Source organism: Mesorhizobium ciceri WSM4083, from assembly GCF_000519305.1.
Taxonomy (GTDB): domain Bacteria; phylum Pseudomonadota; class Alphaproteobacteria; order Rhizobiales; family Rhizobiaceae; genus Mesorhizobium; species Mesorhizobium ciceri_B.
Map to the genome: position 1 here is coordinate 24,041 of NZ_JAFG01000017.1, position 16,185 is coordinate 40,225.

Annotated in this window: 13 protein-coding genes; 3 read left to right on the forward strand and 10 right to left on the reverse strand. The window is 61.3% G+C overall.

The features are described 5' to 3' along the window. The gene (locus MESCI2_RS0123625) at positions 1 to 2,004 is read right to left on the reverse strand and encodes a hypothetical protein (RefSeq protein WP_027038718.1); all 2,004 of its coding nucleotides are present in this window, start codon (positions 2,002 to 2,004) and stop codon (positions 1 to 3) included. Beyond that, positions 2,001 to 3,542 carry a bifunctional ADP-dependent NAD(P)H-hydrate dehydratase/NAD(P)H-hydrate epimerase gene (locus tag MESCI2_RS0123630; protein ID WP_027038719.1) on the reverse strand — a complete coding sequence of 514 codons (1,542 nt, stop codon included), beginning with the start codon at positions 3,540 to 3,542 and terminating at the stop codon, positions 2,001 to 2,003. Before MESCI2_RS0123630 ends, MESCI2_RS0123625 begins: the two co-directional genes overlap by 4 nt. Before the next feature lie 358 nt (positions 3,543 to 3,900). Here MESCI2_RS0123630 and MESCI2_RS0123635 point away from each other — a divergent pair, with 358 nt between their 5' ends. Both MESCI2_RS0123635 and glnA read left to right on the forward strand, forming a co-directional pair. After that, on the forward strand, positions 3,901 to 4,239 hold the full coding sequence (locus tag MESCI2_RS0123635) for a P-II family nitrogen regulator (RefSeq protein WP_006205430.1): 339 nt from the start codon (positions 3,901 to 3,903) through the stop codon (positions 4,237 to 4,239). Positions 4,240 to 4,304: 65 nt separating this feature from the next. Further along, positions 4,305 to 5,714 carry a type I glutamate--ammonia ligase gene (glnA, locus tag MESCI2_RS0123640; RefSeq protein ID WP_027038720.1) on the forward strand — a complete coding sequence of 470 codons (1,410 nt, stop codon included), beginning with the start codon at positions 4,305 to 4,307 and terminating at the stop codon, positions 5,712 to 5,714. A gap of 745 nt (positions 5,715 to 6,459) precedes the next feature. Here glnA and MESCI2_RS0123645 read toward each other — a convergent pair. Next, positions 6,460 to 7,500, reverse strand: a complete 1,041-nt coding sequence (locus MESCI2_RS0123645) for a glutamine synthetase beta-grasp domain-containing protein (RefSeq protein WP_027038721.1) — start codon at positions 7,498 to 7,500, stop codon at positions 6,460 to 6,462. A 316-nt stretch (positions 7,501 to 7,816) separates the two neighbouring features. Between MESCI2_RS0123645 and MESCI2_RS0123650 the strand changes: the two genes are divergently transcribed. Next, positions 7,817 to 8,014 (forward strand): DUF2735 domain-containing protein, encoded by a 198-nt coding sequence (locus MESCI2_RS0123650; protein WP_027038722.1) that lies wholly within the window; start codon positions 7,817 to 7,819, stop codon positions 8,012 to 8,014. Positions 8,015 to 8,111: 97 nt separating this feature from the next. On the opposite strand, the gene MESCI2_RS0123655 is transcribed toward MESCI2_RS0123650, so the two are convergent. From MESCI2_RS0123655 to MESCI2_RS0123685, 7 genes are all read right to left on the reverse strand, one after another. Continuing rightward, entirely contained in the window at positions 8,112 to 10,001 is a 1,890-nt protein-coding gene (locus tag MESCI2_RS0123655; protein WP_027038723.1) for an MFS transporter, read from the reverse strand. A 192-nt stretch (positions 10,002 to 10,193) separates the two neighbouring features. Continuing rightward, positions 10,194 to 10,985: an ATP12 family chaperone protein gene (locus MESCI2_RS0123660; protein ID WP_027038724.1), complete on the reverse strand. Its 792-nt coding sequence runs from the start codon at positions 10,983 to 10,985 to the stop codon at positions 10,194 to 10,196. 12 nt (positions 10,986 to 10,997) lie between these two features. Beyond that, entirely contained in the window at positions 10,998 to 11,870 is an 873-nt protein-coding gene (locus MESCI2_RS0123665; RefSeq protein WP_050596649.1) for a DMT family transporter, read from the reverse strand. A 47-nt stretch (positions 11,871 to 11,917) separates the two neighbouring features. Beyond that, positions 11,918 to 12,898: an RluA family pseudouridine synthase gene (locus tag MESCI2_RS0123670; protein WP_027038726.1), complete on the reverse strand. Its 981-nt coding sequence runs from the start codon at positions 12,896 to 12,898 to the stop codon at positions 11,918 to 11,920. 62 nt (positions 12,899 to 12,960) lie between these two features. After that, on the reverse strand, positions 12,961 to 13,335 hold the full coding sequence (gene crcB / locus MESCI2_RS0123675; RefSeq protein WP_027038727.1) for a fluoride efflux transporter CrcB: 375 nt from the start codon (positions 13,333 to 13,335) through the stop codon (positions 12,961 to 12,963). 71 nt (positions 13,336 to 13,406) lie between these two features. Continuing rightward, a complete protein-coding gene (locus MESCI2_RS0123680; RefSeq protein WP_245270444.1) occupies positions 13,407 to 14,855 on the reverse strand; it encodes a hypothetical protein in 1,449 nt (482 codons plus the stop codon). Between the two features lie 370 nt (positions 14,856 to 15,225). Beyond that, the gene (locus MESCI2_RS0123685; RefSeq protein WP_027038729.1) at positions 15,226 to 16,056 is read right to left on the reverse strand and encodes an aspartyl/asparaginyl beta-hydroxylase domain-containing protein; all 831 of its coding nucleotides are present in this window, start codon (positions 16,054 to 16,056) and stop codon (positions 15,226 to 15,228) included. Positions 16,057 to 16,185 lie beyond the last annotated feature (129 nt).

Genomic DNA, 16,185 nt, shown 5'->3' on the forward strand with positions numbered 1-16,185 from the left:
TTACTCTTCTTCCGCCGCCCCAAACCCCGCTCCCATGGTGGCTCGCACGGGGCTGCCCCATGGCGTCGCGTGGTTGTCGATGCGCATCTGGAAGATGAAGTAGGTCGGCGAGCAGAAGCCGATGCCTTTGACTTTGCCAATGCCTGGCGTGTCCGGCGGCAGCGACTGGCACATATAGTCCTCGCGGCAGAAATGATCGGCCGAACAGGCCGGCCGGTTGCCGCGATTGACGGCGCCGCCAAGGCATTGGTCGAAATTGTTGGTGGCCACGCAGATGTCGAATTTCTTGCCGCCGACCAGCCCGCAGATCTCGTTCGGCATCGGCTTGCCGGCTTTGAAGGCGGCGAATGTGCGGTCGTTGTCATCGCAGCGGCGATAGGCGATGCCGCCCGGCACGCCGATCTTCGGCGGACGGCAGGTGTAGGCGGTGCGCGAAACGTCAGGCGCGAAAGCCGCGAACTGGCCCGATTTGCTGTAGCGGTCGTTGAAAGGCTGCGCCGCGTTGCTGGCGATCGAGCCGGTCAGGCAGGGATGCCCGGAAAATATTTTTTCGCTGTCCTTGGGCAGCAGGCATTGCGCCAGTTTCGTCTGCACGCCCGAAGCGGTGGCCAGCGGCGTGCAGACGGTGCCGCCACCGCATTGCCAGGTCGCACCAAAGCGGGCCGCATCTTCCGGCATCAGGCACGGCATGGTCATCTCGGCCGGCGCGTAATCGACCGCATCGGCGTTCGTCCAGACCGCCGGCGGCGCAAAGGAGAGCGGACGGAAGCGGTTCGGCTGCTTGCCTTCGGCCGTGGCGGCGAGCCACGCCTGGCGCCGCGGGATCTCGGCATGAAGATGCGGTGAAATCCCGACCTCGATGCGGTTCAACGGCGACGTCGTCTTGTCGTCTAGCCCGATGAAATGGAAACCGGCGGTGGAGCCGGCCTGATGGCAACCCTGGCAGGCGCCATTGTCCAGCCGCTCGATCAGCGCTTCCGGCGTGCGCACCAGTTTCAGCGCGGAATAATCGAGCGGTGCGAATTCCTCGGGTGGGAATAATTGCGTAAACGGATGATTGGCCTGCCGTGCACTGCCGAAAGTCGACCATGAGATGATCTTCCTGGCCAGGAACTCGTCGGGGATTTCATAAACACCTTCGTCGACCGCCGGCAAATTGGCGCCGACATAGGCGGCGAGCCGTGCCTTCATCGCCGCGTCCTGCGAGAGTCGTGCGGTGTCGGGCGTGTTCTCCAGCGGCTTCTCGCTGATAGCAGCGCCATCGATGCCGAATACCCGCATGAGATAGGCCGCCTGCCCGCCGAACTCGGTTTCCTGGCCGGACGGGAAGCGCACCACCTGCGCGTTGAGCTCCAGCTGCTTGAAGGTCAGCCCAGCTCTCTCCAGCGGCCCGCCGGTCAGCCAGCCGGCATCGACGCTCTCGTCAAGCTGTGGCGTCCAGCGTCCGACAGTGCCGACGCAGCCGCCATCGGCATCGGGCGCGGCGCTGTAGACGGCATTAAAATTGAACGGCAGGCGCGATGCCAGCAGCTTGCCGTTCTTGCGAAAACTGTAGGCCAGGCGGTAGATGAAGCGCACCTCGCCGCAGCTCCTGTCGCCTTGCAGCATGGTGAAGTCGCGACGGTCGAGCCGGTTGACGACGCCGACCAGCCGGAAGCGCGCGGCATCGGTCTTGAGCCAGCGCATGTCCATGATGCGGCCGACATTGCCGTCGGTGACCTCGTAGAGCGGCCGCCCGCCGGCCTTCATCTCGGCACGGAGTGCTGCAACATCGGAGGCTACCGTTTCGACGATGGCGTGATAGGCCGGCGCCTCGTCGTAAAGCGTCTTCAGGCCGTCCTCGCCGTCGACCGCGAAAACGTCGGCAAAGCCATAGCCCTTGGCATCGAGCGCAGCGAGCACCGCCGGGTCGTCGATGATCGTCACAGGACCTTGGGCGCGCGCCGTCGACGCCACGAAGGCGCCAAAGAGAGTGGCGAGCAGCAGAGCCAGGGGGCGTTTCATGGAACAGCCATGCGCGCGTCGAAGAGTTCGCGCAACACCGGCACCAGCGCCAGAGGCAGATCCTCGGCGATCAGACCGGGTCCGAACCGGCTGCCTGCTTCGGCGTGCAGCCACACCGCCGCACAGGTACCCTCGAAGGGCGGCATGCCTTGCGCCAGCAGACCGGCAATGATGCCCGACAGCACATCGCCTGACCCGGCTGTGGCCAGCCATGGCGCGCCGTTGGAATTGATCGCCGCTTTGCCATCGGGAACAGCGATCACCGTGTCGGCGCCCTTGTAGACGATGACGGCATTGGCCCGCGCGGCGGCCGCTCGCGCCTTGGCCAGCTTCGACAGGGTTTTGTCGCCAGCGATATCGGGGAACAGCCGGCCGAATTCACCGTCATGCGGTGTCATCACCAACGCCGGAGCGTTCGGCTGACGGGCGGCTTCGAACAGCGCCGAGGGCTGATGGGCCAGAGAGGTGATGGCGTCCGCGTCCAGCACGATCGCAGCGTGGCTTGGGGCTGCCTCGTTGCGTGCACCATCCGCAAAGACCTTGATCAGCTGCAGGGCGAAATCGCCCACCTTGGGCTTTGGCCCGAGCCCCGGTCCGAACACCAGCGCCTCGGGATGGCGCGCCGTCAGAAATTCCTGCACCTCCTCGAGCGAGCCCGCCTCGCGCAGCATGATCGAGGTCAGGTGCGTCGCGTTCACCTGCATGGCATTGCCAGGCGACAGCACGGTGACCGCCCCTGCCCCGCTTCTCGCGGCGGCCATCGCCGACAGCCGCGCCGCGCCGGTAGCACTGGGACCGCCGGAAAAGACGCCGACATGGCCGCGCTTGTATTTATGCGCGTCCACCGCAGGCACCGGAAATTCCCGCAACCACAGGTCCGGCACATTCTCGAAGGTCGACACAGCGAGCTGGGCGATGATGCCGTCGCCGATGCCGATATCGGCGAGCACGATTTCACCGCATTGCCCGCGCCCCGGCAGCAGCAAGTGGCCGGGCTTTTTCCGGGCGAAGGTGACGGTGAGCTCGGCGCGAAACGCCCTGCTCAATATTTCGCCGCTGGCTCCCGAAACGCCCGACGGCAAGTCGATCGCGACCACAGGCAGGCGCAAGGCTGTCACTGTATCGACGGCTTTCGCGGCATCGCCGGACAGCGGCTTGGACAGCCCTGCCCCATAGAGCGCGTCGATCACGATCGAGCCAGACTCGGCGTCGAAATCGGACAGCGGCCGGGGCTTGATCTGGCATTCCGCGGCGGCGAGCGCCGCATCGCTTTGCGGCCTTGGCGCTCCGGATGACCAGATCGTTGTGCCGACGCCGCTGGCGGCCAGGATGCGGGCAACGACATAGCCATCGCCGCCATTGTTGCCGGGACCGCACAGCACATGGACATGCGGCGCTGCGGGATAACGCTTGAGAATCTCAGCCGCGACCGCTTCACCAGCGCGCCGCATCAGGCCGATGCCGTCGGTTGGGCCAGCGGCAATCGTCAGCCGATCGGCCTCGCTCATTTCGGCCGGGGAAAGAAGTTCGTTGCTCATGGATTGCCGATCCGCATGCTATCAAGCATTGTCCAATTTCGATCCCAAGCAAACAAGGGGGAGTTGCCGAGATCTGCAGCCATAACGTCGGCACGAAGGCATCGCGGGCAGAAAATTGCCTGAGGGATAGGCGATATGCCTGATTTTTGTGCGGACGTGGGTGCTGGCGCTGTGTAGGCTCTGGCAGCCCATGCCGCTTCCGGTGCAGTGAATGGCGTGAATTTGCATCCCGGTGCGGCGCGGCTTTGAAATCTTATGAGACCGCTTCGAATCCGCTGAATTGGCACAGTTCGTGCTTGATGGAGGCGCAAGCGGGGGGTCACAACCCGTTTTTTTGGCAGTGGAGGCCACTTTTTACATGAAAAAGATCGAAGCGATCATCAAGCCATTCAAGCTGGACGAAGTGAAGGAAGCGCTTCAGGAAGCCGGACTGCAAGGCATCACTGTCACCGAAGCAAAAGGCTTCGGTCGTCAGAAGGGCCATACGGAACTCTATCGCGGCGCCGAATATGTCGTCGATTTCCTGCCCAAGGTGAAGATCGAGGTCGTGCTTGGCGACGACGCGGTCGAAGGCGCGATCGAGGCCATCCGCAAGGCGGCCCAGACCGGCCGTATTGGCGACGGCAAGATCTTCGTCTCCAATATCGAGGAAGTCGTGCGGATACGCACCGGCGAAACGGGCATGGACGCGGTCTGAACCGACCGCCCCATCCTCCTGAAAACGTCATCATCAAAAAAAGTCATCACACAGGGATACATGACATGACGACAGCCAAAGACATCATGAAGCAGATCAAGGACAACGACGTGAAATTCGTCGACCTGCGCTTCACAGACCCGAAGGGCAAGCTGCAACACGTGACGATGGATGTCATCGAGGTCGAGGAAGACATGTTCGCCGATGGCGTGATGTTCGACGGCTCGTCGATTGCCGGTTGGAAGGCCATCAATGAGTCCGACATGGTGCTGATGCCCGACCCGGAAACGGTTCACATGGATCCGTTCTTCGCCCAGTCGACCATGGTCATCCTGTGCGACATCCTCGATCCGGTTTCGGGTGAATCCTACAACCGCGATCCGCGCGGCACGGCCAAGAAGGCCGAGGCCTACATGAAGGCCGAAGGCATCGGCGACACCATCTATGTCGGCCCGGAAGCCGAATTCTTCGTCTTCGACGACGTGAAGTACAAGGCCGATCCCTACAACACCGGTTTCAAGCTCGACTCCACGGAACTGCCGTCGAACGACGACACCGACTACGAGACCGGCAATCTCGGCCACCGTCCGCGCGTCAAGGGCGGCTACTTCCCGGTGCCGCCGATCGACAGCGCGCAGGACATGCGCTCGGAAATGCTGACCGTGCTCGCCGAGATGGGCGTGCGCGTCGAAAAGCATCACCATGAGGTGGCGGCGGCCCAGCACGAACTCGGCATCAAGTTCGACGCACTGGTGCGCAACGCCGACAAGATGCTGATCTACAAATATGTCGTCCACCAGGTCGCCAATGCCTATGGCAAGACGGCGACCTTCATGCCGAAGCCGATCTTCGGCGACAACGGCTCGGGCATGCACGTCCACATGTCGATCTGGAAGAACGGCAAGCCGACCTTCGCCGGCAATGAATATGCCGGTCTGTCGGAAAGCTGCCTGTTCTTCATCGGCGGCGTCATCAAGCATGCCAAGGCGATCAACGCCTTCACCAACCCGCTGACCAATTCCTACAAGCGCCTGGTGCCGGGTTACGAAGCGCCGGTTCTGCTCGCCTATTCGGCGCGCAACCGCTCGGCGTCCTGCCGTATCCCGTTCGGCTCGTCGCCGAAGGCCAAGCGCGTCGAGGTCCGCTTCCCCGATCCGGGCGCGAACCCCTACCTCGCCTTCTCCGCGCTGCTGATGGCCGGCCTCGACGGCATCAAGAACAAGATCCATCCCGGCCAGCCGATGGACAAGGATCTCTACGACCTGCCGCCGAAGGAGCTGAAGAAGATCCCGACCGTCTGCGGCTCGCTGCGCGAAGCCCTGCAAAGCCTCGACAAGGACCGCGGCTTCCTGAAAGCCGGCGGCGTCTTCGACGACGACCAGATCGACAGCTACATCGAGCTGAAGATGGCCGAGGTGATGCGCTTCGAAATGACCCCGCATCCGGTCGAATACGACATGTACTACTCCGTCTGAGATTTCAGTCTCAGTCCAAGATTAGCTATAATTCTCAAAGCCCTTGAAAGACTCCCTCTTTCAAGGGCTTTTTGCTGTGCTCCAATAGGAATTGCCAGCCGACCGGCATGTCTCCACGCGCGGCAGTCGCGCATGGACAGCCGTATCCGCCTTTCGTCTTCGACGATCATACGATGCCTGGATTCTTGGACCCACGGTCCATCGGAGCGGCCGGCTTGAGCGCATCGGTCCGGTGACTTCAATCACAACTCGGCGGTGTTCGGTAGATGATCAAGGGAGGCCGCTCGGTCGCCAACGTCGGAGCCAGGAGCGAGCGGAGCACTGTCTCAGGCTACAGTGACCGCTCGTCCGGCGCCCACGCCAATGCCGCCGTTCAAGAAAACCCCGCCCGTCCGAACAGCATTGCGTGACGTAACCCCAAGGCCTGCGAATACGCATGCCGCGGCGTGATCTGTCAACGCCGCCAGCCGGGCCGCGAATGACCGATTCTGCTGTATGAACAGATGCTTATGGAAGGTCCATTGCCCCGGATAAGGGCTGGAAAAAGGCGCTTTTCCGGGCTTTATAGCGAGTGATCGCCGGAGGCTCACACGGCTGCGGTCAGAACTCCCGGGCGATTTGCGACCGCGTGAATTCCCTGACTTTTTCTGGGTATGTTTCCCCAGGGATGCAGTCAGCCGGGTAACGGCCAAAAAAGAACCCCGGCGCGAACACCGGGGTTCTCCTGTCATACAGTTCGAAACACTTACGCGGCGGCCGAAACCTGGGCGCTTGCCGGAACCGAAGCGATCGTCTTCAGGATCTGCGAGGCGATCTGGTAGGGGTCGCCCTGCGAATTCGGACGGCGGTCTTCCAGATAACCCTTGTAGTCGCCCTTGATGAAGGAATGCGGCACGCGGATCGAGGCGCCACGGTCGGCAATGCCATAGCTGAACCGGTTCCACGGCGCTGTCTCGTGCTTGCCGGTCAAACGCTTGTCGTTGTCCGGGCCGTAGACGGCGATGTGATCCATCAGGTTCTTGTCGAAGGCCGCCATCAGCGCTTCGAAATAGGCCTTGCCGCCGACTTCGCGCATATAGGCGGTCGAGAAGTTGGCGTGCATGCCCGAGCCGTTCCAGTCGGTGTCGCCGAGCGGCTTGCAGTGGTATTCGATGTCGATGCCGTATTTCTCGGTCAGGCGCTGCATGAGGTAGCGGGCCATCCACATCTGGTCGGCGGCTTTCTTGGAGCCCTTGCCGAAAATCTGGAATTCCCACTGGCCCTTGGCAACTTCGGCGTTGATGCCTTCGTGGTTGATGCCGGCGGCAAGGCAAAGGTCGAGATGCTCCTCGACGATCTGGCGCGCGACGGAGCCGACATTGGAATAGCCGACGCCGGTGTAGTACGGGCCCTGGGGTGCGGGATAGCCGCTCTCGGGGAAGCCGAGCGGGCGACCGTCCTTGTAGAAGAAATATTCCTGCTCGAAGCCGAACCAGGCGCCTTCATCATCGAGGATGGTGGCGCGCTTGTTGGAGGCATGCGGCGTGACGCCATCGGGCATCATGACTTCGCACATGACCAGCACGCCGTTGGTGCGGGCGGGATCGGGATAGACCGCGACCGGCTTCAGCACGCAATCGGAGCTGTGCCCTTCGGCCTGCTGGGTCGAGGAACCATCGAAGCCCCACAGCGGCAGCTGCTCGAGATCAGGGAATTCGGCGAATTCCTTGATCTGCGTCTTGCCGCGAAGGTTGGGGACCGGGGTATATCCATCGAGCCAGATATACTCGAGCTTGTATTTCGTCATTCTAACCTCTCGTTGCTTGATCACCGAACACTGAACGGCGTCGACATGCGTCTGCCTTCAGCAGCCGGCCTGCCGCATTCTTAAAATGCAATTCGTGTGCCATTCTTGGTGTGGAGGGTGCGGCAAAATTGACCCGGTATCCACTCGAAGTCAGTGAGCCACCTAAGCGATGCGTTCGGATCAATCACAGTCGTTCTTTGCACAAATAGTGTGCAAATGCTGATCTTTTCATAGGCATATTGCCTAACTTGATTGCAGACCTTATCTTCGGACCAAGTTGAATCGAAAAGGTTCGGCGGAAGAAAGGAACCCGGCAATGGAAATCATTTCCACACGACCGTCGGCCAAAATTTTGATGTTCCCGGCGGCAGCGCGCCTCTCTGCCTCAAATTTGAGCGGAAAGGCTAAGTTTGCGGCAGAGCTTGCCTCACTGCGTGGTGCCCGCGCGGATTTCGGCGACGGCTGGTACCATGAGGCAGCCATCGAGGATGAGGCCCGGGGCCGCAAGAGCTGACACAAAGGGGCAGCAGCCCTCGCCGACGAATTGGTCTGAAAAGAAAAACCCCGGCGCGATTGCTCGCGCCGGGGTTTCTTTTGAACGCCGGGGCTGCCTACTCTTTGGCGTGCAGGTCGGTGCCGAGCGTGTCCTTGACGAAGATCATGCCGATGACCAGCGTTATCGCCGCGATAACCACCGGGTACCAAAGGCCATAGTAGATGTCGCCCTTGTAGGCGCTGAGCGCGAACACGGTTGCCGGCAGCAGGCCGCCGAACCAGCCATTGCCGATGTGATAGGGCAGCGACATGCCGGTGTAGCGAATGCGGGTTGGGAACATCTCGACCAGAATCGCCGCGATCGGCCCGTAGACCATGGTCACGAACAGCACCAGGATGAACAGGATGCCGATCGTCATTGGCCAGTTCACTGCTGCAGGATCGGCGAACATGGCGAACGCGCCGCCGCCTGGAATGTTGTAGACGGTGACTTCGGGTGCGCCCGCTGCCTCATCGGTGGTCAGCAGCTTGTCCTTGACCGCCTGGTCGATCGGCACCGTCGCCTTTTCACCGGCACGGATGGCAGCGGCGTCCAGCTTCAGTTCCGGGTTGGCGGCAACAAACGCATCGAGCTTCTGGTCCGCAACCTTGGCTGCCGCGCGCTTCAGCGGATAGCCGCCGTCCTGCAGCGACATATTGACGGCCTTGATGAAGGCGGTTTCCTTGGCCTTGGCCTGATCACCGGCGGCGATGGCGTCATAGGACTCGACCGTCTCGTTGCCGATCTTGACAGATGCGGGTGTGCCGGCGGCGGCCGTCGACACGACGTCATAGGGAACCGAGTTCTTGGTCAGGAACGAGGTCGCGATATCGCAGGATGTCGTGAACTTCGCGGTACCCACCGGATTGAACTGGAACTTGCAATCTCCAGGTGCTGCCGTCACCGTCGCCCGCGTGTTCTGCTGGGCTGTGGCAAGCGCCGGATTGGCAGCCCAGGTCAGTGCCTTGAACAGCGGGAAGGTGCATACAATCGCTAAGGCAAGGCCCGCCATGATGATCGGCTTGCGGCCGATCTTGTCGGAGAGCCAGCCGAAGACGACGAAGAAGATCGAACCGACTGCCAGGGCGATCGCGATCATGATGTTGACCGACTGCGCGTCGACCTTGAGCACGTTGGTCAAGAAGAACAGCGCGTAGAACTGGCCGTTATACCAGACCACGGCCTGACCGGCGGTGAGGCCGAGCAGCGCCAGCAGTGCGATCTTGGCATTCTTCCATTGACCGAAGGCTTCCGTCAGCGGGGCCTTGGAGCCCTTGCCCTCATCCTTCATGCGCTGGAAGGTCGGCGATTCGGAAAGCGAAAGCCGGATCCAGATCGAGATGCCGAGCAGCAGGAAAGACACGATGAACGGAATACGCCAACCCCAGGCAGCATAGTTTTCCTTGCTCAATGAAGCCTGTACGATCAGGATCACAACCAGCGACAGGAACAGGCCCAGCGTCGCCGTGGTCTGGATCCACGAGGTGTAGTAGCCGCGTCGGTTGTCCGGCGCATGTTCAGCGACGTAAGTGGCCGCGCCGCCATATTCGCCACCCAGTGCCAGGCCCTGCAGCATGCGCAGGATGATCAGGATCACCGGAGCGGCGATGCCCAAAGTGGCATAGCCGGGCAGCAAGCCGACCAGGAAGGTCGACAGGCCCATGATCGTCATGGTGACGAGGAAGGTATATTTACGGCCGACAAGGTCACCGATGCGGCCGAATAGCAGTGCGCCGAACGGGCGCACAAGGAAGCCTGCGGCGAAAGCCAGCAGCGCGAAGATATTGCGGGTCGCTTCCGGGATGGCTGGACTGAAAAAGGTCGAACCAATGAACACTGCCAGCGAGCCGTAGAGATAGAAATCATACCATTCGAAAACGGTGCCGAGCGAGGAAGCGAAGATGACTTTCTTCTCCTCCCGCGTCATGCCGCGGCTTGCTCCGCCGGCGGTCGATGCTATTGCCATTGCGTTATCCTCCCGTGAGACCCGTTCTCAGTGCTGCGCGACACCGTCCGCGTTCTCCTCCGAGCACGGACTCAACGACAGCCATTCGGGAAAAATGACAGAAAGCGCCCGCCAAAGGCAGCGCGTCTTTGGGATTATGACTTTGGTATTAGGTGCGCTGCGGGATGAAACCGGGCGAGCTGGGAAACGCCCTTAGCCCTTGAGCACTTCCAGCAGGCCGACAGCAGCCATCATGTCGCGCTTGCGAGCCGCGCGGCGGGCAACGGCCTCCGCATCCTGCCCCCATTGCTCGATCTGCCAGTCCTCGTCGACATGGGCAGCGGCCCAGGCACTCTCGGCATCGAGTTCCCCGAAATCGACAGCCAGCGCCAGCAGAGCCGAACCGGTCAGCGACGTCATCACATGGATGGCGGCGAGCCGCAGCGGCTCTGTTCGCTGGGCAAGATGGCTGCCCAGCACCGCGATGGTCTCACGCGGCTGCTCGACATGGATGATCCCCTCGGCGAGATTGAAACGGACCCCGAGTGTTCCCCTCGCCCAGTCGATCACCGGATCCCAATGCTGGTTCTGCCGCTCCACCAGCCCCTGCGGTACGTCGGCGCGGTAGCAGAGCAGATCGGACGAGGCAAAGCGCAGGATATCCTCCAGCACCGCCTGCGGGTCGCTGGCGACGCCATCGATGGCGGTGTTCACAAGCCGCATCACCGGCATGGTCACCGGATTGATGGTCTCGCTTTGGGCGGCGAACTCGTTGGCAACGAGCGCGGCTGCCGCCTCGGTAGGCACTGCCAGCAGCGCCTTGCCCGGCGTGCGCACCGGCTTGCCGTCGAGATGCACGGCAAAGCCGCCTTCGACCGGCACGACCGACACGGTTTTGTAGAAGCGCTTCGGCAGAGGCGTCTTCATCTGGATCTGGGCGCGGCGCACCGGATCCGGGTCGGAAAGATATTTGCCCGCTTCGAGGTCGTTGAGGATGTCACGCATAGAAGGTCTCTCTTACACCGGCGTCAGCTTGCGCACCGGCCGGTTGACGATGATCAGGCCGGCGGCAATCAGGCCGAGTGCCAGGAAAATGCGCATGGTCAGCGGCTCATTCAAGAACATGGCGCCGCACAAAACGCCGAAAACCGGCGACAGGAAGGTGAAACTGGACAGGCCCGACGCCGGATAGCGCCGCAGCAGCCAGAACCACAGCACATAGGTGAAGGCGACGATGTAGACAGCCTGGAAAAGCAGCGCCAAAGTCGGCAGCACGGTCGGGTCGCGAACGGGCGGGCCGGCGAGAGGCAGCACCAATATGCCGACGATCGCTGCCCCGGCGAGCTGGTAAAGCAAAAGCTTCTCGGCGCTCGCCTCGACCAGCTTCGAGCGCTTGATGAGGATGTTGGTCAAAGCCCAGAAGAATCCGGAGCCAAGGCTCAGCAGATCGCCGAACAGCATGTCTCCGCTGCCGCCAAGCTTGTCGGAAAACACCGCGGCAAGGCCGGCAAAGGCCAGCAGCAGGCCAAGGAGTTTTCTCAATGTGATCTGCTCGCCGAGCAGGAAATGGCCGCCGAGCAGCATCCAGAACGGCATCGTGTTGACCAGCAGCGTGTTGCGGGCAACGGTCGTATGCTCCAGGCCGACATAAAGGCAAAGGAACTCGATGCCGAAAAGCGCGCCAACCACGATGCCGGCGAGCAAGGTCCCGTCGCGCGTGAAAAGCGCGATGCCGCGCCACCGGCACCAGGCAAAGACACACAGGCCGCCGATGATCGAGCGCGCGATCGACAGGAAAACCGGATCATAGCCGGCGTAGGAGATCTTGGCGGCGACGTAATTCAGCCCCCAGGAAAAGGTCAGCCCGACCATGATGGCGGCGGCGGCCATGTCGACCGTGTCGCGCCGGTCGAGCGCGTCGGTGGCGCCGCTCACGATCAGTCCTCCGCGCTGGCGTCGTCGAAGCCGATCAGGTTCCAGCTCTGGCGCATGTGCGGCGGCATTGGCGCGGTGACATCGATGACGCCCTTGTCGGGATGCGGAATGATGATGCGGCGGGCGTGCAGATGCAGGCGGTTTTGAATGCCGCCGGGAAAGTCCCAGTTGGTGTCGGCCTCGAAATATTTCGGATCGCCCAGGATCGGGCAGCCGATGTGGGCTGCATGAACGCGAAGCTGGTGGGTACGGCCGGTATAAGGCTCCATCTCAAGCCAGGTCATCGTCTGCGCCGCCTGCTCGATGATCCGGTAGTAGGACACGGCGTGATCGGCGCCCTTTTCGCCGTGCGCGGCGACACGCACGCGGTCACCGTCCGGCGTCGGCTCCTTGATCAGCCAGGTCGAGATCTTGTCCTCGCGCTTGGGCGGCACGCCCTTGACCAGCGCCCAATAGGTCTTCTTGGTCTCGCGGGCGCGAAACGCTTCCGAGAGCTTCATGGCGGCCAGCCGGCTGCGGGCGACGACCAGCACGCCCGAGGTGTCGCGGTCGAGCCTGTGAACCAATCTGGGCTTCTCGCCCTTCTGGTTGCGCCAGGCTTCCAGCATGTCGTCGACATTGCGGGTGACGCCCGAGCCGCCCTGCACCGCAAGGCCCGCCGGCTTGTTGAAGACGAAAACCTTAGGGTCCTCATGGATCAGCATTTTCGACAGGACATCGGCATCGCCCTGGTTGCGGATCGAGTGGCCGGTCAGCGCACTCTCGCCCTTCTTGTCGACCTCGAGCGGTGGGACGCGAACCATCTGGCCGGGCTCGACACGGGTGTCGGCCTTGACCCGGCCGCCGTCGACACGGATCTGGCCGGAGCGCAGAAGCTTCTGCAAATGGCCGAAACCAAGGCCCGGGAAATGGGTCTTGAACCAGCGGTCGAGCCGCATGCCCGCCTCGCCGGCCTCCACCGTGATCTGTTCAACGCCTGCCATGTTTTTTGTCGCTTATCCGTTTCCCGAGCGAAGCCCGGCCTGTTCTTGGCGCGGCAATAGCACTAAGGCAGGCTTCTTGCGAGCCAAAGTCCCAGGAACAGGGCGATAATGGCGCCAATGACGCTGGCAAGGGCATAAGCCAGCGCAGGCAGCGTGGCTCCCCGATCCCACAGCGTCGCGAAATCGAGCGAAAAGGCTGAGAAGGTGGTGAAGCCGCCAAGAATGCCGGTAGCAACGAAAAGCCTGACCTCGTTCGATCCGCCACGGCGCATCATGGAGGCGATGAACAGCCCCATGGCGAAGGAGCCGATGATGTTGATGGCCATCGTGCCCCAGGGATAGCTGGGGCCGACAAGGCGCAGCGCGCCGATGTTGGTAAGGTGACGAATTCCGGCACCGATGCCGCCACCGACGACGACGAGAAACAGGTTGAACATGACCGTTTACTGCCCCCGCACGGCTGCCCCGTCAATCCCTCGTTGCGGGCGCAACCGCACGCAGATCGAGCTCACCACTCAGGCGTTGCCCATCCCGGATACTTTTTCCTGAACTCGTTATAGAGGTCATCGATCTCCGTTTTGCCGATAGGGCGCACCTGTTCGTAGAGGTAGCCCTTGACGTCGCCGGACAGCTGGTAAGCCGCGATGCGCCTGTATGCTGCGCCGATGCCTTTGCCCTCGACAATGGATTGGTCCGGTATCGAGACACAGAGCTGCGCGCCCGGCTGCAGATGGATAAGGGGCGGATCGGTCACGACAACGTATTTGGACTTCAATGCCGCCGGTCTGAATCGATCGCGGCTATCGACCTGACAAGCCCACTCGATGCGAGGGTAAAGGTCCTTGTCCATTTCATACAGTAATGAGTCGCTCATGATCCCGCTGGATGCAAATACCGACAACCGGTCCTCGGATCCCATCTTTCCAAGAAGGTCATCGATAAGGCGCCTGTATTCTGGAAGATTGTCGAGGTGCAGCGGGAGCGTGGCTTCCCTGGCAAAGACGTAGCTGATCGGTGACAGCACCTGGCGGCTTATCGGGAAAAAGGTACCGAAAAACGCCAGTACGGCGGCAACGGCTATCGCGGCGTTCGACCATCGCGATCTCAGCGCCGGCATCGACACGACCGCAACGATTGCCTGGGCGTAGGCAGGAAAGAGCCAAAGAAACATTGGCACCGAATGATGGCGATCCGGGTCCTGCATGCGGGTGAAGAGGAAGAAGGTGAGTACCGAAGCAACGGCACAGAACAGGGAAAATCTGTTTTGGCGTATGATGGAGATGTAAAGGCCGAATACGATCAACAGCCAGTTCACATAGCTGAGCCGCGATCCTACCTGGTCAACCTGTGAAACGAAGCTTGTCTTGTATCCGCTGTAAAGGTCGCCATAGCTGGTTCCCAGTATCTTGAGGATCAGGGGTTGCTGGAAGGTCAGCGCGGCTCCGACAACCACGAGGATCGCGCACAGGCCCCCGACGGCGGCATTGCGGAGAGCCGGAAAGTCGCGGTCTTTGGCGACCTGCAGAAAACAGAAGAAGGCTGCGGAAATTCCGACCCCGATGACGGGATAGGCATACCAGCGGCGCAGCACGAATGCCAACCACAGGCATACGCCGACACGTATTCCGCCGATCACCGGTTCCTGGGTCAGGAACCTCGATTTCCAGAGAAAATAGGTTGCCGCGCAAAGCGCGAGACAGCCGGCAATGTCAGGCAACCCACGAAGGGTCGCCGCCCAGAAGGGCGTGTAGAGAAAGGCCGCAATCCATACGGTGAGCCAGTTTCGGCATGAAGACGTCCCGGTCGCCGCCTCCAGATAGCTTATCCTGCCGATGAGAAGAGCGGTCGGGACCAGATAAACAGCGACTATTCCGGCGATGTAGGAAAACCGCGAATCGCCAAAAATGATGTGAAACGGCATCAGCGGCACCAGGATCGCCGCACTGTAGTCATCCATGGCGATCGAGGTCCTCAAATGGCTGAGCCACTCGAGAGGGCTCTGGACCAGGAGCGTGCCTTGCCGGCTAAACGTGTCGAAATAGGCAGCGAAGTCCCAGTAATATACAGGCTGTTCAAGCCCTACATAGGTGAGAGCAAGAGCAACTCCCACAAGAGCGGTGCACACATATGTCGTTGCCCAAAATCCGAGAGATTTGTTCTTCGTCACTTGCGGCCGCCAGAAGGAGAAGAGGCAGAACTGTCAAAGTCAGCCCGAGGCCGCCGTTCATGCAGCCAGGAGCCGTTCCGGCACATGAGCGGCCACAAGGATGGCCAAGTCTCACACGCAGAGCACCCAAATGCCGCCGGCAGCGCCGATTTTCTAAAGTTCAGGTCGTCCCGACATTCTTCGGCTTGGTCGAACCGATCATCTTCCAGTTCTTGTAGAACATGGAATTGATGCGCTCGACGCTCACCGAGACGACGGCGAGCATGCCCGCGATGAGGCGGGGAACCGGGGATGGCCTGATAATGTCCATGAACACGCAGTAGCGGCGGCCGTCATACTCGTTGACCGAGCGATGCAGCAGCGTGTCGTCGAAGATGAACAGCGGATTGTCGTACCAGTAGTTCTTGACGTTGCCGCACTCGACGAAAATTTCCGATTTCACCGGGACCAGATTGTAGAGAATGCGCAGGCTGAGCCGCAGCGGGCCGAAATGCCAGGAGGTCGATTCGCGCTTGCTGAAGACGGAAACGGCGATGGTCTTGATGTATTTGAAATCCTTGTTGAACTCGGCGACATTGTCGATCCTGTGCTTGCCATACCACTGGTAGACATACATGCCGCGCCGGCCGGCGCCGAAATTGGCATCGATATCGGCAATGATCTCATCCTTGCGCGCCTTGAAGATGTCCAGGACCTCGTTGACCTCGCGCTGATAGTCGGCGGGAAACTGCTCCAGCTTCCAGACGCCCGGATTTCTGTAGCACAAGAGGTCGACCAGCAGGTTGAACGGCGAAAGCAGCCAGGTGAACAGGCCGTTGCCGAGAAAATAGCCTGAGAACAGCGACAGATCCTTGCGGTCGTTGCGCAGCACGTCGATCAGGCCGCAGATGATGAAGATCGTCGTCAGGATGGGAATGAAATAGAAGCCAAGGGCGAGAAGCGGGATGGCAATGGCGAACTTGCGAAGGGATTTGCGAAGGGTTTTTGTCATTTTTCCACGCGCGAAGCGCGATCCTGTTGCGAATGAGGTGCCCAAATCAAGGCAACGGCCACCGCCCGGCCGTGCGCCTTGATAAGGTTTTTTGGGTTACCACACAACGGCCCTGCTATCGTGGCCGGC